The sequence below is a fragment of the Zhouia spongiae genome (assembly GCF_022760175.1).
Classification (GTDB): Bacteria; Bacteroidota; Bacteroidia; order Flavobacteriales; family Flavobacteriaceae; genus Zhouia; species Zhouia spongiae.
This window is the reverse complement of sequence record NZ_CP094326.1, coordinates 2,194,170-2,213,432: the sequence shown is the minus strand read 5'-3', so window position 1 is coordinate 2,213,432 and position 19,263 is coordinate 2,194,170. Positions and strand designations below refer to the sequence as shown.

Here is a 19,263-nt window from a genome sequence, read left to right as displayed (position 1 = left end):
TCTATTGAGTATAACCTATAAAATTTCAACAATTATGAAAAAGTTAGCCTTAGCAACCGCACTATTACTCATCGGGGTATGTACATCCAACGCCAAAACTACAAAGTTAGAACCAGCTTCAGAAAAAACCACATTTACCGTTAAACCAAGTGTAAGTCCTTTTTGCATGGCTATTGTAAAAGGCGATATCGAGACCGTGAAAAAACTTATTGAGCTTGGTGCGGACGTCAATCAAAAATCGAACGGGATGACTCCTGCCATGTATGCAGCCAGATACAACAGATGTGATATTCTGCAACTATTAATTGCCAAAGGAGCCAATTTAAAAGCTAAAGACTCCACTTACGGAAGAACAGCATTGAAGTATGCTGAACTGTCTAATGCAACCAAAGCCCATAAAATTATTAAAGAAGCACTGAGAGCTTAAAAAATATGCCCTCATGAATCAATCGAAAAAACCCGCATAGAGCGGGTTTTTTTATATCCCAGCTAAAAAAGCGCTGCCAGTTCTGTTAGTTATTCATACGGTATTTAGCGATCGCTTCTTTAATTCTTTCTATTCTATTATCAGGATCAGGATGAGTACTCCTGAATTCGGGAACATTTGCTCCTCCCGAAGCAGATTTTAATATCTCCATCACCCCGATCAATGCTTCCGGATTGTAGTCAGATTTTATTAATAACCGTACTCCCAGTACATCACTCTCTAATTCATCATCTCTTCCGTTCGATAATAAAACATTTTCTCCGATCCCGGCAATCAAACCTCCGGCATCTGCTCCGACATTGGCTCCTACTGCAATTGTTTGCCAATAATTACTATCGGCTATCCGCTCGGCAGAATGTCTTCCTATCACATGACCTATCTCATGTCCTAAAACCCCTGCCAACTGATCTTCATTTTGCAATTTAGAGAACAAAGCATACGTAATAAACACTTGTCCGCCGGGCAATGCAAATGCATTAACAACCCTGTCGTCTGCCAGCAAATGAAAATCGAACTGATATGGAGAGTCATTTGCTACACTGTTACGGACTAATTTATTTCCCACCTCATCTACAAGTTGCTGATATCTTTCGTCCGGATACAACCCCCCGTGTCTGCCGGCCATTTCCGGTGCACTTTGTATCCCTATGGCAATTTCCTGTTCTGCACTCATATCTATATGTTGCACCCTGCCTGTATAGGGATTCGTTTCGGTATTACCACATTTTTTAACAACTGCGAATCCGACAATGAGGATCCCTATGAATATCCTTACCTTCCAATTACCTCCTCTTCTAAACATACCAACAGAATTTTAATCATCTTATACTAAGATACCAAAAGTTATCATAACAACTCGGGGTTTATATCCAGGATATTATTTTTAATATATTGTTCAATAAAAGACTCACTAAAAGCTTCTACTCCCATCAATCGATCGGCCATCAACTTTTCTTTGATGTCAATCTTACGAAATTGTTGCAGGTACCCTATAGATAAAGGGGCGTAACTAAAGTGCCAAGGCTCGTATTTAAACCCTTTTCTGTCCGGATTGTCTGTATAAACCAGATAAAACCCATATTTATGGGCGTTTTTATCCATCCATTTCTTCAATGGCTCATACGGCCCTCCATGGGCAAACTTTTCAGGATCCAACAAATCTCCCGACACTTTTTTTGAACCATCCACGATATCAATATCGGTTCCCCAATGATGTCTTGATGTTCCGGGAATTGTAGAATATTCAATAATCCTGGCAATTGCTTGCCGGGGAGGCATCCCCTGGGCTGTATACTTTCTGAACTTTCTTTCCCAAATCTGTTTTTGACGGCTATATCCCCTGTAACTTGAGGCGTTGGCAATAATTATTCCTTCTTTGGCAGCAGCTTCCTGCATTTGAAGAAAACATTCATAAGCTTCTTTCCTTAGATGAATCCCATCGCCAAAAAGCTCGGGACTTCCTTTTCCAAGGAGTTCATCTACAGATATATCATGGGTTTGCCCCTGCATACCGGTAATTCCTCCTATTATAAACAAGATCAGCAGTTTTTTCATAGTTCCTTTTTCATTTTGTAATGATTTCCAATTAACGGAATATTAAACTTCTTTCCGTACTTTTTATAGCCCAATCTTTTGTAAAAATCAAGGGCTACTTCCCGGGCATTCATCCAGACAAGGTTTCCTTGCCCATTACGGACATGTTCTTCAGCCCGACGAACCAATTCTTCGCCTATCCCTTTCTTTCGAAATTCTTCTAAAACAGCCATACCCCGTAACTGATATGAGTATCCCCCGGCTCTCATCATAGTCACAACCCCGACCAGCTTCTCCCCGAAAAAAGCCCCTAAATGGAAAGTCGTACCTAAATTATCTCCTTCAAAAGAACAGGTTTCTGCCGGTCTTCCGGGTCTTAATACCGGTTGCCGGACCGCATGTGTTTCTACAGGACGTATTTTCTTTATCATCAGGCCGGGATTGACTTTTACAAACAAAGAAGCCGGCAATCCATTATAGTCAAAATCTTTTACATATTGAAAGCCACACTTCGAGACAACCTTAAATGATGCTTTGTTAAGTTGATGGACATGCGCATAAATTTTAGCTAATTTTAATTTATAAAATCCATAGCTCAAAGAAGCCCCGGTAGCTTCAGTAGCATAGCCCTGTCCCCAATATTTTTTATAAAAACGACACCCCACTTCAACAATAGCTTCATCCGAACGAAATTTCAGCCCACACCACCCCAGAAATTCATTGTCTGCTTTTCTGACTACCGCCCACCTTCCAAAACCATATTTTCCGTATTGTTCATAGTTTGCTATGAAATCGCCTGAGGCCTCTTCATTTGCAAAAGCGCTGTCTCCGGTGTAACGGATCACTTCCCGGTCGTTGTATAAGCAGTAAAGATATTTAGCATCTTTCTGGATAAACTCCCGTAAATAGATTCTTTCTGTTTCTGTAATTTTTTTTAATTCACCCATCGTGCCCAACGAATAATGTATGCTAATTTAATGTAAAAAATACACGGACATAAAAGATACGACAGGAACCCTGAAAATATTTTTCCGGAACGGCCATCACTCCAATCCAGCTGTTCTTACTCAAAACTAAACACTTACATACAACCGTACATATTCCGACAGCTGCCTCCATTTATTCACGCCTGTTTTTTTAAAAGAATTTATATTTTTTTCTTGCATCTAATTTAAATCTTTATTTATATTTGCCGGGCAATTGCGGGAGTAGCTCAGTTGGTAGAGCGTCAGCCTTCCAAGCTGAATGTCGCGAGTTCGACCCTCGTCTCCCGCTCAACAAAAAAAGCTCTTGAATCTTCAAGAGCTTTTTTTGTTTCTTATCTGTTCAATATTATTTTATTTACAACGCACCTCAGATCCAGGACTAAGTTCATACGGAGCATTGTTGCATTCGAATATCCTTGCTGGAAGATCTCCTTTTAAAATAATTTTATCACCTTCAACAGCCAACCAACTACCTTCGCGTATCCCGACTACGGGCTGTGTATTTATTTTATGAAACTCTTTAATCCTCATCTCCCTGGTTTCTCCCATATGTTTACTTCCTTCAACAGGATCCAGGTAATGCGGATTTATATTAAAGGGAACCAATCCCAATGTCTTAAAACTAGGCGGATAGACGATCGGCATATCGTTTGTGGTCTGCATTGTAAGACCTGTTATATTAGATCCTGCACTGGTTCCCAGATAAGGCGTGCCATCTAATACGGCTCTCCGAATCACCTCCATCAAATTATGATTGTACAACATGGTAACCAACAAAAATGTATTACCGCCGCCAACAAAAATAGCTCCGGCATTTTGCACAGCAACAACCGGATCGGTAAACGTATGTATTCCTCTTACTTTTTTATTTATTTTCTTAAAACCTTCCTGAGCTATGGCTGTATATTCGTCGTGCGTTAAACCACCGGCTCTTGCGTATGGTACAAATAAAATCTCATCGACCTCCGCAAAGAAGCTTTTTAATTCCGGTAAAATGTATTCCAGATATTTACTGCCGTGAACAGTAGAGGTACTTGCTATGATTAACTTTTTCATTTTTACTATACGGTTTTATTTACCAAAGATATTCAGTAAACTACTTTACATACTATTTTTTCGTAAATTTAAGTAAACTACCTCGGGGCAAGCCCACGAGAGGGCCAAGCGTAAAGAAAAAGTCTGGTAGACCTTTTTAGCGATGGAGCCAGCCGGCACATGGCAAAACATTTCGACGCTTGTCCTTATGAAATTCCGTTAGGAGTATTTCGCAGGGACAAACATCGGAGCTCCCGATAACTATACAGGATAAATCTCGATGATCGAGTAATCAGATTTAACATAATTTTGGGTTACAAACCCACATTAAATACTAAAATTGTCATTAAATATATCGTATGAAAGCATCTTATACCTCCATCTTAATATTATTTTTACTTGCAAACACTGTTGTAACCGCACAAGAACAGGTTTTACTCAAAGGAACCGTACTGCACAATAATATAGGAACCCCTGAAATTAATGTGGTTAATACAAGAACCGAAAAGGCTACCGCAACAAATTCTGAAGGTGGTTTTCAGATCGAGGTGAAAGAAAATGATATTCTGGCATTTATTTCTTTGAGTTACGAAATTCAAAGCATTACCATATCCAAAGAAATATTAAACAATAAAAGGCTCGTCGTGGAGCTTAAAGAAAAAGTAACCGAACTCGATGAAGTTGTGCTCTCTCAAAAAGAAAACGAGGCAACGCTTAAATTGAGAAACGAAGAATTCAAAAAAGTCTTTTACGATGTCGATGAAGCAACCCCCGTTGAAAATGAAGCTTTACCACAGCATTTAAAAGGTTTAAAATACGGAACTGACTTTGTAAAAATATTTAAAGCGATCTTTAAATCTAAAAAAGAGAAAGAACCGGACTTCAGCAAGCGATTAAAGCCAAGCGAATTACTCAGACAGGTCTACAATGACAGGTTTTTTGTCATCGACCTTAAAATCCCTCAAGATAAAATTGACGATTTTCTTTATTACTGTGATTATAAATTACCATCAGACACCCTCTTGACTAAAAACAACGAGTTTCAGCTTATAGACTTTTTAGTAACTCAAAGCAAATCTTATCTTCAAGAACAAAACATTGACCCTCAAAACTAAATCAGCCGTAATCCTGCTCATATTTGGGCTATTGGCTTCCAATGCCCAGACCAAACTTATTTCGGGAAAAATAAATGCTCCGGGGAATTTAGAAGGCGTACACGTTATTAACCTCAACACTCAATTCGCCACGATAACAAATATTCAGGGCTTTTTTGAAATTGAAGCAACTGTTAACGACAGTTTGAAGTTTTCTTCCGTCGAGTATAAAAACCGAACGATCAGCATTAATGCAGACCATATTGACAGTGAAAAAATGATCGTCACACTCGAAACAGACATCAATATGTTAGACGATGTTGTCGTAACACCTTATAACTTATCAGGAAACTTAGGGAACGATTTAAACAACATTAAACTGAAAGAATCCGTAAATGCAATCACTCTGGGATTGCCCAACGCTAAAAAAACCCCTCCGACTCAACTAGAAAGGCGTTATTATACAGCCACTACTTCGGCAGGGCCTGTTCCTTTGGATTTAATCATCAATACCATAACCGGAAGAATCAAACGCTTAAAAAACCAGCTCAAGCTGGAAGAAAAAGAAAAGGCAACCATGAAGACCAAAAGAACTTTCGAAAAGTCCTTTTACACCAAACACCTTAAAATACCTGAACATAAAATTGATGCTTTCATTTATTTTTGTGCCGGTGATGAGGAGTTCCATAAACGCATCAAACAAAATCAACCCCTGCTAATGTTAGAGCTTTTACAGCAAAAAAGCATTGAATTCCATCGGTTTAACTCTTCTGAACAAAACAAATAACAGTCAATAAGCTCGTATTTAAAGTTTTAACGCTTTATAAAGAAAAAGCTAAACTCTTTTTTTTAATTTGGCGCAGCTGTTTTCAAGTTACTGATTTATGAGTACCATAAAAAAAGGAGCCCTGATCCTAATCCTTCCATTAGTGGCATTTACCACTCTTCACAAGTTTTATGTGAGTGTAACCAATATAAATTATTCTGAAGAAAATAAATCCCTGCAAATCATCAGCCGGATCTTTACAGACGATTTTGAAAACACCCTTAAGGAACGGTATCAGATCGAACCCGGATTAATGAGCAACAAGGAACTGAAAAACATCGACTTTTATATAGAGCGATATCTTTTGCAACATATGAATATAAAGGTGAATGAGAAAAAAGCAGTCCTGGAGTTCATAGGCAAAGAATATGAGAACGATGTTATTAAATGCTATATAGAAATATCCGGAGTGAATGCCGGAACCCTGAAATCCATTGAAATTGAAAATTCTTTTTTATTTGAATTGTATGAAGAGCAAAACAATATTGTTCATTTCAAGATAAACGATTTACGGAAAAGTTTTTCCCTTATTCAAGGAAATGATAAAGCTTTGTTAAAATTTTAACAACAACCTCCTCCTACCTGTAAAATTAATTACTTTAACCCGCTCAAAACCAATATTTACTATGCTAAAAATCAAAAATTATCTTCTTGCTGCCATTCTCCTAAGTACCTCTTTTATATCTGCACAAGAAAATGATAAGCAAGTGCGCAAACCGGGACATATCAACAATAATAAATTCAGACAGCTCTACCAGGAGTTCTCTACTCCTAATATGTTCAGAACTGCTTCCGGTGCTCCGGGACCGGCTTATTACCAGCAACAAGCCGATTATAAAATGGACATCGTTCTCGATGACGAAAATGAAAAATTATATGGTAACGAAACCATTACATATACAAACAATTCTCCCGATGTGCTGGAGTATTTATGGGTTCAGCTGGATCAGAATGTAAGAGCCAAAGACTCCGATAGTTACCTAATAGATAGCGACAGAACTTCTTTTGCCGATCAGACGGAAAGTTTTGTTAAAAAATACTTTGAAGATAGATTTGATGGCGGTTTTAAAATAGAAGCTGTTAAAGACAGTAAAGGAAACCCTTTAAAACACACTATCAACAAGACCATGATGCGGATCGACATCCCCAAGCCACTAAAGCAAGGAGAGAGCATCGATTTCAGCATCAAATGGTGGTACAACCTTAACAACCATATTGTAGACCGGGCAAGAAGTGGTTTCGAGCATTTTGAAAAAGACGGAAACAATCTTTATATCATCGCACAATTCTTCCCGAGAATGTGCGTATACAGCGATGTTGAAGGGTGGCAGAACAACCAGTTTTACGGGCGTGGTGAATTTGCGCTACCATTCGGTAATTACAAAGTAAACATTACAGCACCTGCAGACCACATCATGGATGGAACCGGGGTTCTTACCAACCGTAAAGACCTTTTCAGTAAAGAAGAGTATGCGCGTTGGGAAAAAGCCCGTAACTCATATGATAAACCTGTTGTTATTGTAACCCAGCAAGAAGCAGAACAAAAAGAAAAGTCATTTTCTAAAAAGACCAAAACATGGCAGTTTGAAGCAGAAATGGTAAGAGATTTTGCTTTTTCTTCTTCAAGAAAATTCATTTACGACGCCATGGCTGTAGATATCAACGGTCGTAAGGTAATGGCTGTTTCCATGTACCCTAAGGAAGGAAACCCTTTATGGGAAGAATTCTCCACTAAAGCAGTTGCCAGTACTTTGAAATCTTATTCTAAATATACTTTTGATTACCCGTATCACAAAGCCATCTCTGTACATTCTAAAAATCAGGGAATGGAATACCCGATGATCTGCTGGAACTACGGAAGGCCTGATGAAGACGGCACCTATAGCGACCGCGTAAAATTTGGCATGATAAGCGTTATCATCCATGAGGTTGGACATAACTTTTTCCCTATGATCGTGAATTCGGATGAACGACAGTGGACATGGATGGATGAAGGATTAAATACCTTTATGCAATATTTAGCTGAACAGGATTTCCAGAAGAAATATTTACCTGAATTAGACGTGTATCCTTCCAGAAGGGGCCCCGCAAAGAATATAGTTAGCTATATGGGAGGTGACCAGGATTTTCTTTCGCCAATAATGACCAACTCAGAAAACATCTATCAATTCGGAGCCAATGCCTATGCCAAACCGGCCACAGGTCTTAATATTCTCAGAGAGACCATTATGGGAGCGGAGCTTTTCGATCACGCATTCATGACATATGCCCAACGCTGGAAATTCAAACATCCTACCCCTGAAGATTTTTTCAGAACCATGGAAGACGCTTCGGCCATGGATCTCGATTGGTTCTGGAGAGGGTGGTTCTTCACTACCGATTATGTCGATATAGGTGTGAAAGATGTAAAGAAATTACACGTATCATCAAAGCCCAACAAACAGATGAAAGAATATATGACTTCGAGGAACCTCAGTGAGGCTGATTTACCTCCATTGGTATATTTGGTTGAAGAAGACAGCGACGATTATAAAAGTGATGTTGTAAATAGTTCTCAGTCGGAAAATTTTAAAACATTGAATGAGTACATCATGAACAACTTCTCACCGTCAGAGCGCAGCCAGTTAAAAAGTCCGAAGTATTTCTATGAAATTACTTTTGAAAAACCGGGAGGATTGCCGATGCCGGTCATTGCGCAGTTTACATATGAAGATGGCTCTACCAAAACCATCAAGTATCCGGCTATGGTATGGAGAAAAAACGACGCCGAAGTTGTAAAAGTTATTGCTTCTGAGAAAAAGATTACTACTATTATGGTAGATCCAAAAGAAGAAACTGCCGATATAGACACCTCAAATAATGCCTGGCCTAAAAAAGAGACCAAATCAGAATTTGATAAATTCAAGGAAGAGGTAAAGAAAAAATAACGGGTTAAAAACAATGCTTCGTAAAGCCGCATAGAAATCTATGCGGCTTTATATTTGACAGAAACATGAAACCCTCCTGTTTTGAAAAATATTAGCTACTTTTGCAGCCATAATGAATGAGCAATAATTCGGCAGGATTTTAAACATACAGAACATGATAAAGATCAAATCACCTGAAGAAATAGAACTAATGAGAGAAAGTGCCTTAATTGTTTCCAAAACATTAGGGATGCTGGCCGGAGAAGTAAAACCAGGTGTTACTACTTTAGAGTTGGACAAACTGGCAGAAGCATTTATTCGCGATCATGGTGCGATTCCTGGATTTTTGGGATTATACGACTGCCCTTCTACCCTCTTAACCAGTACCAACATGGCTGTTGTACACGGATTGCCTACCAATGAACCGCTAAAAGAAGGCGATATCGTTTCCATCGATTGTGGTGCATTGATGAATGAATTTTATGGAGATCATGCCTACACATTTGAAGTTGGAGAGATCGATCCGGAAACAAAAAAATTATTAGACGTAACTAAAGAGTCTTTGTATATAGGTATTCGTGAATTTAAAGCAGGGAACCGCGTTGGTGATGTAGGTTTTGCGATTCAGGAATTCTGTGAGGGGCATGGTTATGGTGTTGTCAGGGAACTCGTCGGTCACGGATTAGGGCGGAAGATGCACGAAGATCCGGAAATGCCTAACTACGGAAAGAGGGGACGTGGTAAAAAATTCGTTGAAGGAATGGTGGTTGCCATAGAACCAATGATCAATATGGGAACCCGCAGGATCAAACAATTGAAAGACGGCTGGACAATTGTGACGGCCGATGGTAAACCAAGTGCTCATTTCGAACATGACGTTGCCCTGGTAAACGGCAAGCCTGAGATCCTTTCTACATTCAAGTATATTTATGAAGAACTGGGTATTGAAAGTAACGAAGAAGACGAATTCAGACAAAACCCATTAACGGTAAGCTAAGTTCTTGAAAAGGCTTTTCAAAATAATTTTAAATACCATCCCGAGGCCCTGGCTCATTCGAATAAGTTACTGGGTACGTCCGGTATTGGCAGCTTATCTGAAAGGAGATAAATACACCGATCCTATTGATGGTAAAAGCTTTAAAAGCTTCTTACCGTATGGTTATGGCACACAACGCAACAATGTCTTGTCTCCGAGCACGCTATCTCTAGAGCGACACCGGTTGCTCTGGATTTATTTAAAAAGGGAAACCAACTTTTTTAAAGACCACCTAAAAGTATTACACTTCGCTCCTGAGCAGGCTTTTTACAAACGCTTCAAAAAGCTTCAGAACCTCGATTATACCACAACAGATATTGAGTCTCCTTTGGCTGATGTAAAAGCCGATATCTGTGATTTACCTTTCGCGAATAATGAATTTGACGTGATCCTATGCAACCACGTCCTAGAACACATCAAAAACGATAAAAAAGCCATACAAGAACTATACAGGGTTATGAAACCCGGGGGGTGGGGAATATTTCAAATTCCGCAGGACCTTAACCGGGAAACGACCTTTGAAGATGATTCGATAACAGATCCTAAGGAACGTGCCAGAATATTTGGCCAGTACGATCATGTTCGAGTGTATGGAAGAGATTATTTTGACAAGCTCAGAAAGGCAGGATTTAAGGTTGACGAAGAAGATTACACAAAAAAAATCGCTCCTGAACTAGTGGAGCGATATGCTATCGATGCAAAGGAAATCATTCCCGTATGTCATAAATAATTATTCTACCAGTAATTTCCGGAAGCCTTCTGTTTTATACTCTTTCAGAGAATCCTTTCCCCCGGCACTTATAAAATAAGCCTCAACATCCTTTAGTTTCCCAAGCAACGCTTTCGAAGCATCAAAAGGCATCGCCATAAAAGCTGTAGCATAAGCATCTGCTTCCATACAGGTCGGGGCTACAACCGTTACACTCAGCACATCCGATTTTTGCGTATATCCTGTTTTAGGATTGATGGTATGCACATAGCGGTCTCCCGTAACCGAATCTATTCTGAACTTCCTGTAGTTACCGCTGGTAGCCATTGCCTGATTATTCAGCTTTAACTTTGCTATCAGCGTTCGTTCCCCTTCTTGCTGCATCGGATTATCAATAGCCACCACCCAGTCTTTATCTTTTACAACATTCTTCCCTTTCGCAACAATCTCACCACCAATCTCTATGATATAATTTTCAACTTCATGTGTATCGAACATACGTCCGATCAGATCCAGGGTGTATCCCTTGGCCAGGGCATTAAAATCAAAATACACATAGGGATGGTCTTTATGAACAGATCCGTTTTCTTTAACCGACACCTTATCAAAACCTGTAAATTCCAGAATACTGTCTACCTGTTCCTGGCCTATTTTCTTTAATGCCTTGTCAGGACCGAAACCCCATGCATTTACCAATGCACCGACCGTTGGATCAAACATTCCGTTGGTTTTACGCCAGACTTCCTGTGCTTTAAAGAACACTTCTTTAAAATAAGGGTCAACCACTATAGTACTGTCACCTTTGTTTATTTTAGAAATATCTGATGTCGGAATATATGTAGACATCGAACGGTTAACATTCTCAAACACCTTTTCTATTTCATTTCTTAAACGGATAGAATCGTGATCTACCTCGTATTGTATATGATATGTAGTACCCAACGCTGATCCTTCTTCATATTGCAATACAGCCTGTAAATCGTCTTTACGATCTGTCTTACAACCTAAGCTAAAGATCGTAACAGCAATTAAAATAACTTGTTTAAATCTCAATGAGGCCATCGTACTTTATAATATAATTTTGTTGTTTATTTACTGGTTTTTCATAATCTGAAGCATTGGCAATACCCACACCTGCATAATACGTCAAGGCTTTAAATTTCAGGGCATGTTCTTTTACGGTTTCCATAAACACATCATCTACTTCGGATGGGTTATCAGGATAACTGATCGCTCTAACAATAATAAAATGAAGTTTTTTATTCTTTAAACAAACGAACTGAGGATCCCTTCTCAGCTTGCTATTTACCGTCATAAACTCGAACCCCCTTTTCTCCAGATCCTTGCCTACCACATTCATCGCAAGATTATGTAAGTCTTGTTCTGTTAATTCTTCTGCCATTGCAGTATTTTATAATTGAAGTGCACAAAATTACAAAATATCTCACCTTTTCACCAGCTGTTAATTCAATTATAATCAAACCTATGATTGCAAAAAAATGCATGCCAAACGTATTTTCTTACTTTGGTACGATAGTTGTTTCTACGTAAAAAACTTCAATCATGAAAACAGCAATCTCTTTTTTCTTCTCATTAATGGCGATAATCGCATTCGCCCAACAAAGAACTATAACAGGAACGGTTACTAACGAAGGGCATGCACTTCCTGGTGTAAACATCATTATAAAAGGAACTCAGAACGGAACCACAACCGGTTTTGATGGAAAATACAGTATTAAAGCTGAAACAGGGAACATCCTCGTATTTTCGTATGTCGGCATGAAAACCAAGGAAATCAAGGTAAAAAAGCAGTCGGTCATCGATGTGGTGCTGGAGAGCGATTATTCTGTGCTCGAAGAAATAATTACCGTAGAAAACGACGTTCAAATGAAACAGGCAGCGACTCGCAGGAGCGAAGTTACTTTGGGATACAAAATGATAAGTTCGCCGCCTGCGTCTGTAAATACCGAATCATATGCCGAGATCAAAGAAAATGGTTTCCTGCAACCAAAATACAAACCTCTTTCCACCTTCTCTATTGATGTCGATAAGGCTTCATACAGCAATATGAGACGAATGATCAATAACGGTCAGGAAATACCCGGGGATGCCATTAAAATAGAAGAACTTATAAATTATTTTAAATACGCTTACCCTCAACCTGAAAATGGCGATCCTTTTGCTATAGACACCGAAGTTTCATCGGCTCCGTGGAATGAGAACCACCGGTTGGTAAAGATCGGGTTACAAGGGAAAGATATCTCTCTTGACAATGTACCTGCTTCAAATCTGGTATTCTTATTAGATGTATCCGGATCTATGAACAGCCCCAATAAACTGCCCTTACTGAAATCAGCTTTCAAATTACTTGTCTACCAACTCAGGCCACAGGACAAAGTTTCTATTGTGGTATATGCAGGAGCGGCTGGATTGGTATTGGAACCTACTTCCGGGAAACACAAAAACAAGATCATGGAAGCCTTAAACAAACTTGAGGCAGGTGGCTCAACGGCAGGTGGCGCAGGAATAGAACTGGCTTATAAAACCGCTGAAGAGCACTTCCTGAAGAAGGGAAACAATCGGGTAATCCTGGCAACAGACGGCGACTTTAATGTGGGGGCTTCAAGCGACAAAGCAATGGAAGAGCTTATTGAAGAAAAACGTAAAAGCGGAGTGTTTTTAACCTGTTTAGGTTTTGGGATGGGAAATTACAAAGACTCAAAACTGGAAATACTGGCTGACAAAGGTAACGGTAATCATGCCTATATAGACAGCATGCAAGAAGCCCGGCGTGTCCTAGGCACTGAATTCGGGGGCACTCTTTACACCATAGCCAAAGATGTAAAAATTCAGGTTGAATTCAATCCTTCTAAAGTGCAGGCATACAGATTGATCGGTTATGAAAACAGATTGCTGAACGATGAAGATTTTAAAGATGACACCAAAGATGCCGGCGAGCTTGGCAGCGGACATACGGTTACAGCCTTATACGAGATTATCCCTGCCGGGATTAAAAGTGATTACCTTAAAGACATAGATTCATTAAAGTATAGTACAACTACTTCTAAAAACAACTATTCAGATGAATTATTAACAGTTCGCTTTAGATATAAAAAGCCTGATGGAGAAGTAAGCAAAGAGCTCATACAAGTTGTTAAAGACCACAAAACAATTGCTTCTAAAGACTTTAATTTTGCAAGTGCGGTTGCCATGTGGGGCATGTATTTAAGAAATTCTGCGTACCTTAACAAGACTTCTAAAGAAGACATCATTAAACTTGCAGAACACAACAAAGGGAGAGACAATGATGGCTACAGAGCCGAATTTATAAGACTTATAAAAAGTTACAATCACAATCCAGAAGACGATTCTAAATAACTCAATTATCATAATCTGCATTATATAACTATTCATCGTAATAAACAAAAATGAAGAAAACAATTTTTATATGGTTAGCAACAACATCCATCAGCATTTACTCTCAAAATATAACTGTCGATATTGGCGATCAAGCCTATGATTTTACTGGTATTGATGAAAAAGGAAATGAAATTAAAATTTCAGATTACAAAAATGAAAAATACATTCTATTAAATTTTACCGCAACATATTGTGGCCCTTGCTGGGGAACATACAGTCAAATGAATAGAGTCCAGGAAATTTACCAAAACGAACTTAAAGTAATTTCATTACATTGGGACAATGAAAAAGAACAATGGGCTAAAATGGCTGAAAAAGCCAAAATTGAGTTCAACTGCACATCAATCTGGGAAGCAAAGGACAAATCAAAAATTTGCGACATCTATAAAATTGACGGTTGGCCTTATTTCTTTTTAATTAATAAAAAAGGTACCATCATTGAAAAATGGTTTGGAAACAGAGAGAAGAAGTTGAAAAAAGTATTACAAAAACGAATCAAAAAGCAGAATCAATAAAGAGAAAGGCGTGATACTTATACAGTAGAATTTATAAGACTTATAAAAACTGCAATTACGATCCAAGAGACGATTCCAAATAGAAAAAGCCGATCCTTTTCAGATCGGCTTTTGGTTTTATAAACAGTGACTTTATTATCCTCCGAAGTCGTCGAAACGAACATTTTCCGGCGGCACCCCAAAGTCATCGCACATTTTCTCTACCGCTTTGTTCATTAGTGGTGGTCCGCAGAAATAGAATTCAATATCTTCAGGAGCGTCATGATGATTTAAATAATTATCGATTACTGCCTGGTGAACGAACCCGACAAAACCATCACCTTCTCCGTCCATACCATCTTTAACTTTCCAGTTATCTTCTTCTAATGGTTCTGAAAGAACAATATAGAACTTAAAGTTAGGAAACTCATTTTCTAACTCTTTGAAGTGATCCAAGTAAAATAATTCACGCTTAGATCGACCACCATACCAATAAGTTACCTTTCTTCCTGTCTTTAATGTTTTGAACAGGTGATATAAATGCGAACGCATTGGCGCCATCCCGGCTCCACCTCCTACATACAACATCTCAGAATCACTAGGATTGATAAAGAACTCACCATAAGGTCCGGAAATAACAACTTTATCTCCCGGTTTCTTTGAGAAGATATAAGAAGATGCTATACCAGGATTTACATCCATCCAGCCATTCTTATTTCTGTCCCACGGCGGTGTGGCAATACGTACATTCAACATGATCTCTCTACCTTCTGCCGGGTAAGAGGCCATTGAATATGCGCGCTCTACACTTTCGGTATTCTTCATTGCCAACGGCCACAGGTTGAACTTGTCCCATTCCATCTGGAATTTCTTAGGATCGTCGTGCTCTTCAGGGTGGGCAGTAATGTCGATATCCGAGTATTTAACCTCACATGGGGGAATCTCGATCTGGATATATCCTCCCGGTTCGTAATCCATATCTTCAGGAATACGCACTACGAACTCCTTAATAAATGAAGCTACGTTGTAATTTCTAACAACCTCAGCTTCCCATTTCTTAATTCCAAAAACTTCTTCCGGCACTTCGATCACCATGTCCTGTTTTACTTTAACCTGACATCCCAAACGCCATCCTTCAGCAAGTTCTTTTCTGGTAAAGTGAGGAGTTTCCGTTGGTAACGGCTCTCCGCCACCTTCAGTTACTACACACTTACACTGGATACAAGTACCCCCGCCACCGCAAGCCGACGGTAAGAATATTTTATTATTTCCAAGCGTAGTCAGTAGCGTTCCTCCGGAAGAAACCTCTACATCCTTTTCGCCATTTATTTTTAATGTTACAGGACCAGAAGGAACCAATTTGGCCTTTGCCCCTAGAAGAATAGCCACCAAAGCAAAGATCAATACTAAGAATACTACTAAACTGGCTAAGATTACTGAATAATCCATATTTTCTTTCTATAAACAGATTTATAATTTAATTCCCATAAAGCTCATGAAACCAAGTGCCATAAGCCCTGTAATGATAAATGTAATACCAAGGCCTCTTAAAGGAGCCGGTACATTTGAATAAGTGATTTTTTCACGAATAGCAGCAATAGCCAAAATGGCTAAAAACCATCCGATACCTGATCCTAAACCATATACAGCCGCTTCTGATACTGCGCTGAAGTCTTTTTGTTGCATAAACAAAGAGCCTCCCAAGATAGCACAGTTTACAGCGATAAGTGGAAGAAATATACCTAAAGCCCCGTAAAGTGCCGGAGCAAACTTTTCTACAATCATCTCAACCAATTGTACCATCGACGCAACAACTGCGATAAACATAATCAGGGACAAAAAGCTTAGATCTATATTTGCATATTCCTCTCCTAACCATGCCAAAGCACCCGGTCTGAGCAGGTAATTATCTAACAAGTAGTTAGCCGGAACAGTTACAAACAATACAAATATTACAGCAGCCCCAAGACCCACTGCGGTTTTAACTGTTTTAGATACTGCCAAGTAAGAACACATTCCTAAGAAATAGGCGAAAATCATGTTTTCGATAAATATGCTCCTAACAAATAAATTTACGTAATCCATTACTATGTATTTTTAATGTCTTGAGACTTTTAGTTCTTTTCTATCAGCTTTCTGTTCTTCGAACGCTGTACCCATATAATGATCCCTACAGTGATAAGGGCCATCGGCGATAACAACATTAAACCGTTATTTTCATATCCCATAGCATATAGCCCTGTAGACTCAGCCAAGGTCGCTCCTTTATGTCCTAACACCTCGTACCCGAATAACTTACCAGAACCCAAAAGCTCTCTGAAAAATGCTACAGCAATAAGGATAAGTCCGTATCCGGCAGCATTACCGATACCATCCAGGAACGATTTCCATAGGCCGTTACCTAAAGCAAAGGCTTCTAAACGTCCCATTACAATACAGTTGGTTATAATCAATCCAACAAATACCGCTAACTGTTTACTTACATCATAGGCAAATGCTTTCAATACCTGGTCTACCAAGATTACCAGTGAAGCTACCACTACCAGCTGAACAATAATACGGATTCGGTTAGGGATCAAGTTCCTGATAAGCGATACAATAACATTACCAAAGGCCATTACTGCCATAACGGCAATTGCCATTACTATCGAAGGTTTTAACTGAACCGTAATTGCCAAAGCAGAACAAATACCAAGTACCTGAACCGTAATCGGGTTGTTATCATTTAAAGGATCTGATAAAAGCTGTCTGTTTTTCTTCGAAAAAAGAGGTTCCTTCTCTTCTCCTACGAAAAGAACCACCGGCGATTTTGAAGTCTTGTTTTTTTCTTTTCCCATGACAATTAATTTAAAGCCAGTTTAGTATTATTTTTTTCAAAATATGGTAAATAGTGCGATAAGCGCTCTTTTATCATATTCGTAACCCCATCACCAGTAATCGTTGCTCCGGAAATCGCATCAACCGCATTATCATCCTTGTTATTTCCTCCGCCATAACCCTTCTGTACCGCAATTCCTACTAACTCACCATTAGGACTAAATATTTTTTCATCTACAAAACGCTCCTGAAACCATCCTTGCGTAATTTCAGCTCCTAAACCTGGTGTTTCACCTGCGTGATCGAAAATAGTACCTTTCACAGTATTCATATCTTCTTTTAAAGATATGTATCCCCAGATGGCATTCCAAAGACCTGCTCCTCTCAGCGGAACTATATAATATTTTTCTCCGTCTACATCTGCAACAAACAAAGGAAAGCGTTGTTCATCAACTGTTTTTTTAAGCTCTTTATTAAGCTCTAATGTAAAAGCATCTACATTTTCATCAACGGTACCATCTGCTTTAAGAGAAAGCTCCTCTTTAATATACTCATCGTATTTAGCCTGAGCTCCATCTCTTTCTACTTCGATACCGATGGTATGCAAAATACTTTGCATCTTTTCGTTTCTGACATTCTCCTGCTGACGTGGTTTTAGTGATACTGCAGTAAACGATAGTATCGAAGCAACTATCACAACCATTATAGCAGCGAATGAAAATATATATATATTACTATCTCTATTCATCGTTATGCTGTTTTAACTTTTGCCGCCTCAAGACGTTTCTTTCTTCTTTTAACGTTTGCCTCAACCACATAGTGATCAATTGTAGGAGCAAATACATTCATTAATAATATGGCAAGCATTACTCCTTCCGGATACGCCGGGTTGAACACACGAATCATAATACAAAAAATTCCGACTAAGATTCCGTAAATCCATTTCCCTTTGAATGTCTGTGCCGCAGAAACAGGATCTGTTGCCATAAACACTATACCAAAAGCAAAACCTCCTACTAATAAATGCTCATACCACGGAAAGCTCATTAGTGCATTAACACCCCATAAATTAAAGAGGAATCCCATAAATGCTGCACCAATTACACCTCCCAGCATAATTCTCCAGCTACCAACTCCTGTAAGGATTAAAATAGCTGCTCCGACCAATATCCACAATGTGGATGTTTCTGCAATTGAACCTGGTATAGAACCGGCAAACATGCTCCACATGTCATATCCGGCTTCTCTTCCTGCTGCTAAACTTCCCAAAATAGTCTCTCCTGAGATAGCATCTACATGTGTAGCTTCAGAAACCCATACTTTGTTCCCTGACATATAGGTAGGATACGCAAAGAAGGCAAATGCTCTTGCCGTAAGGGCAGGGTTCAGGATATTCATCCCTGTACCTCCGAAAGCTTCTTTACCGATTAAAACTGCAAATACCACAGAAATAGCTACCATCCATAGTGGTATATCGACAGGCATAATCATCGGAATCAACAATCCCGTTACCAAGAACCCTTCATTCACCTCGTGACCTCTGTATACAGCGAAGGCAAATTCAATTGCCAGACCTACCGCATACGACACGATTATCATCGGTACTATTTTAGCGGCTCCGTGCAAGAAAGCATCCATAAAAGTGAATGATTCTCCCAACTGCGTGAAATGCTGGTACCCTGTATTATATATCCCATATATCAATGCCGGCAACAAAGCGATAACAACGGTAATCATTGTTCGCTTTAAATCTACTGCGTCTCTGATATGAGCACCTTTTTTTGTTGTATGATTAGGTACAAAAAGAAAAGTATCGAATGCATTGATTGCAGGCGCAAACTTCTCCCACTTCTCACCTTTTCCAAAAGGCTTTCTAAGTTGATCTAATTTATTTCTTAAAAAACTCATAGTTACTTATTT

Annotated in this window: 20 protein-coding genes and 1 tRNA gene; 10 read left to right on the top strand and 11 right to left on the bottom strand. The window is 39.1% G+C overall.

Annotated elements, in window-relative coordinates:
* Positions 1-34: 34 nt before the first annotated feature.
* Entirely contained in the window at positions 35-427 is a 393-nt protein-coding gene (locus tag MQE36_RS09625; protein ID WP_242935767.1) for an ankyrin repeat domain-containing protein, read from the top strand.
* Positions 428-512: 85 nt separating this feature from the next.
* Here MQE36_RS09625 and MQE36_RS09620 read toward each other — a convergent pair whose 3' ends face one another.
* From MQE36_RS09620 to MQE36_RS09610, 3 genes are read right to left on the bottom strand one after another with little or no spacing between them, the layout of a single operon-like run.
* Positions 513-1,289: a M48 family metalloprotease gene (locus MQE36_RS09620; RefSeq protein WP_242935766.1), complete on the bottom strand. Its 777-nt coding sequence runs from the start codon at positions 1,287-1,289 to the stop codon at positions 513-515.
* 44 nt (positions 1,290-1,333) lie between these two features.
* Entirely contained in the window at positions 1,334-2,041 is a 708-nt protein-coding gene (locus tag MQE36_RS09615; RefSeq protein ID WP_242935765.1) for a M15 family metallopeptidase, read from the bottom strand.
* A complete protein-coding gene (locus MQE36_RS09610) occupies positions 2,038-2,967 on the bottom strand; it encodes a GNAT family N-acetyltransferase (protein ID WP_242935764.1) in 930 nt (309 codons plus the stop codon). Before MQE36_RS09610 ends, MQE36_RS09615 begins: the two co-directional genes overlap by 4 nt.
* 255 nt (positions 2,968-3,222) lie before the next feature.
* Here MQE36_RS09610 and MQE36_RS09605 point away from each other — a divergent pair.
* Positions 3,223-3,295, top strand: a tRNA-Gly gene (locus tag MQE36_RS09605).
* 62 nt (positions 3,296-3,357) lie between these two features.
* Here the strand turns inward: MQE36_RS09605 and pepE are convergent.
* Positions 3,358-4,062: a dipeptidase PepE gene (pepE, locus tag MQE36_RS09600; RefSeq protein WP_242935763.1), complete on the bottom strand. Its 705-nt coding sequence runs from the start codon at positions 4,060-4,062 to the stop codon at positions 3,358-3,360.
* Between the two features lie 338 nt (positions 4,063-4,400).
* On the opposite strand from pepE, the gene MQE36_RS09595 reads away from it, so the two are divergent.
* The 6 genes from MQE36_RS09595 to MQE36_RS09570 all read left to right on the top strand — a co-directional run bounded on the left by MQE36_RS09595 (position 4,401) and on the right by MQE36_RS09570 (position 10,633).
* Complete coding sequence (locus tag MQE36_RS09595; protein WP_242935762.1) at positions 4,401-5,156, top strand: carboxypeptidase-like regulatory domain-containing protein; 756 nt, start codon at positions 4,401-4,403, stop codon at positions 5,154-5,156.
* Complete coding sequence (locus MQE36_RS09590; RefSeq protein ID WP_242935761.1) at positions 5,140-5,922, top strand: carboxypeptidase-like regulatory domain-containing protein; 783 nt, start codon at positions 5,140-5,142, stop codon at positions 5,920-5,922. Before MQE36_RS09595 ends, MQE36_RS09590 begins: the two co-directional genes overlap by 17 nt.
* A 97-nt stretch (positions 5,923-6,019) precedes the next feature.
* Complete coding sequence (locus tag MQE36_RS09585; protein ID WP_242935760.1) at positions 6,020-6,526, top strand: DUF6702 family protein; 507 nt, start codon at positions 6,020-6,022, stop codon at positions 6,524-6,526.
* A 61-nt stretch (positions 6,527-6,587) separates the two neighbouring features.
* A complete protein-coding gene (locus tag MQE36_RS09580) occupies positions 6,588-8,888 on the top strand; it encodes a M1 family metallopeptidase (RefSeq protein ID WP_242935759.1) in 2,301 nt (766 codons plus the stop codon).
* A 154-nt stretch (positions 8,889-9,042) separates the two neighbouring features.
* Complete coding sequence (gene map / locus MQE36_RS09575; protein WP_242935758.1) at positions 9,043-9,864, top strand: type I methionyl aminopeptidase; 822 nt, start codon at positions 9,043-9,045, stop codon at positions 9,862-9,864.
* Positions 9,865-9,868: 4 nt separating this feature from the next.
* Positions 9,869-10,633, top strand: a complete 765-nt coding sequence (locus MQE36_RS09570) for a class I SAM-dependent methyltransferase (protein WP_242935757.1) — start codon at positions 9,869-9,871, stop codon at positions 10,631-10,633.
* Here the strand turns inward: MQE36_RS09570 and MQE36_RS09565 are convergent, their stop codons facing one another.
* On the bottom strand, positions 10,634-11,674 hold the full coding sequence (locus MQE36_RS09565; protein WP_242935756.1) for an FAD:protein FMN transferase: 1,041 nt from the start codon (positions 11,672-11,674) through the stop codon (positions 10,634-10,636). It abuts the gene before it with no gap.
* Positions 11,655-12,014: a Na(+)-translocating NADH-quinone reductase subunit F gene (locus tag MQE36_RS09560; RefSeq protein WP_242935755.1), complete on the bottom strand. Its 360-nt coding sequence runs from the start codon at positions 12,012-12,014 to the stop codon at positions 11,655-11,657. Before MQE36_RS09560 ends, MQE36_RS09565 begins: the two co-directional genes overlap by 20 nt.
* A 161-nt stretch (positions 12,015-12,175) precedes the next feature.
* Between MQE36_RS09560 and MQE36_RS09555 the strand changes: the two genes are divergently transcribed.
* Entirely contained in the window at positions 12,176-13,990 is a 1,815-nt protein-coding gene (locus MQE36_RS09555) for a vWA domain-containing protein (RefSeq protein ID WP_242935754.1), read from the top strand.
* 50 nt (positions 13,991-14,040) lie between these two features.
* Entirely contained in the window at positions 14,041-14,547 is a 507-nt protein-coding gene (locus MQE36_RS09550; RefSeq protein ID WP_242935753.1) for a TlpA family protein disulfide reductase, read from the top strand.
* A 135-nt stretch (positions 14,548-14,682) separates the two neighbouring features.
* Here the strand turns inward: MQE36_RS09550 and nqrF are convergent, their stop codons facing one another.
* Genes nqrF through MQE36_RS09525 form a run of 5 tightly spaced genes read right to left on the bottom strand, consistent with a single transcriptional unit; the run spans position 14,683 to position 19,251 of the window.
* Positions 14,683-15,975, bottom strand: a complete 1,293-nt coding sequence (gene nqrF / locus MQE36_RS09545; RefSeq protein ID WP_242935752.1) for an NADH:ubiquinone reductase (Na(+)-transporting) subunit F — start codon at positions 15,973-15,975, stop codon at positions 14,683-14,685.
* Between the two features lie 21 nt (positions 15,976-15,996).
* A complete protein-coding gene (gene nqrE / locus MQE36_RS09540) occupies positions 15,997-16,611 on the bottom strand; it encodes an NADH:ubiquinone reductase (Na(+)-transporting) subunit E (RefSeq protein WP_242935751.1) in 615 nt (204 codons plus the stop codon).
* Positions 16,612-16,640: 29 nt separating this feature from the next.
* Positions 16,641-17,363, bottom strand: coding sequence for an NADH:ubiquinone reductase (Na(+)-transporting) subunit D (locus MQE36_RS09535; RefSeq protein ID WP_242935750.1), 723 nt, complete (start codon positions 17,361-17,363; stop codon positions 16,641-16,643).
* 5 nt (positions 17,364-17,368) lie between these two features.
* Entirely contained in the window at positions 17,369-18,091 is a 723-nt protein-coding gene (gene nqrC / locus MQE36_RS09530) for an NADH:ubiquinone reductase (Na(+)-transporting) subunit C (RefSeq protein WP_242935749.1), read from the bottom strand.
* Positions 18,092-18,093: 2 nt separating this feature from the next.
* Complete coding sequence (locus MQE36_RS09525; protein WP_242935748.1) at positions 18,094-19,251, bottom strand: NADH:ubiquinone reductase (Na(+)-transporting) subunit B; 1,158 nt, start codon at positions 19,249-19,251, stop codon at positions 18,094-18,096.
* Between the last annotated feature and the right edge of the window lie 12 nt (positions 19,252-19,263).

Coding starts and splice junctions, on each gene's coding strand:
- MQE36_RS09625 (WP_242935767.1), top strand. CDS start 35: ATGAAAAAGTTAGCCTTAGCAACCGCACTATTACTCATCGGGGTATGT.
- MQE36_RS09620 (WP_242935766.1), bottom strand. CDS start 1,289: ATGTTTAGAAGAGGAGGTAATTGGAAGGTAAGGATATTCATAGGGATC.
- MQE36_RS09615 (WP_242935765.1), bottom strand. CDS start 2,041: ATGAAAAAACTGCTGATCTTGTTTATAATAGGAGGAATTACCGGTATG.
- MQE36_RS09610 (WP_242935764.1), bottom strand. CDS start 2,967: ATGGGTGAATTAAAAAAAATTACAGAAACAGAAAGAATCTATTTACGG.
- pepE (WP_242935763.1), bottom strand. CDS start 4,062: ATGAAAAAGTTAATCATAGCAAGTACCTCTACTGTTCACGGCAGTAAA.
- MQE36_RS09595 (WP_242935762.1), top strand. CDS start 4,401: ATGAAAGCATCTTATACCTCCATCTTAATATTATTTTTACTTGCAAAC.
- MQE36_RS09585 (WP_242935760.1), top strand. CDS start 6,020: ATGAGTACCATAAAAAAAGGAGCCCTGATCCTAATCCTTCCATTAGTG.
- MQE36_RS09580 (WP_242935759.1), top strand. CDS start 6,588: ATGCTAAAAATCAAAAATTATCTTCTTGCTGCCATTCTCCTAAGTACC.
- map (WP_242935758.1), top strand. CDS start 9,043: ATGATAAAGATCAAATCACCTGAAGAAATAGAACTAATGAGAGAAAGT.
- MQE36_RS09565 (WP_242935756.1), bottom strand. CDS start 11,674: ATGGCCTCATTGAGATTTAAACAAGTTATTTTAATTGCTGTTACGATC.
- MQE36_RS09560 (WP_242935755.1), bottom strand. CDS start 12,014: ATGGCAGAAGAATTAACAGAACAAGACTTACATAATCTTGCGATGAAT.
- MQE36_RS09555 (WP_242935754.1), top strand. CDS start 12,176: ATGAAAACAGCAATCTCTTTTTTCTTCTCATTAATGGCGATAATCGCA.
- MQE36_RS09550 (WP_242935753.1), top strand. CDS start 14,041: ATGAAGAAAACAATTTTTATATGGTTAGCAACAACATCCATCAGCATT.
- nqrF (WP_242935752.1), bottom strand. CDS start 15,975: ATGGATTATTCAGTAATCTTAGCCAGTTTAGTAGTATTCTTAGTATTG.
- nqrE (WP_242935751.1), bottom strand. CDS start 16,611: ATGGATTACGTAAATTTATTTGTTAGGAGCATATTTATCGAAAACATG.
- MQE36_RS09535 (WP_242935750.1), bottom strand. CDS start 17,363: ATGGGAAAAGAAAAAAACAAGACTTCAAAATCGCCGGTGGTTCTTTTC.
- nqrC (WP_242935749.1), bottom strand. CDS start 18,091: ATGAATAGAGATAGTAATATATATATATTTTCATTCGCTGCTATAATG.
- MQE36_RS09525 (WP_242935748.1), bottom strand. CDS start 19,251: ATGAGTTTTTTAAGAAATAAATTAGATCAACTTAGAAAGCCTTTTGGA.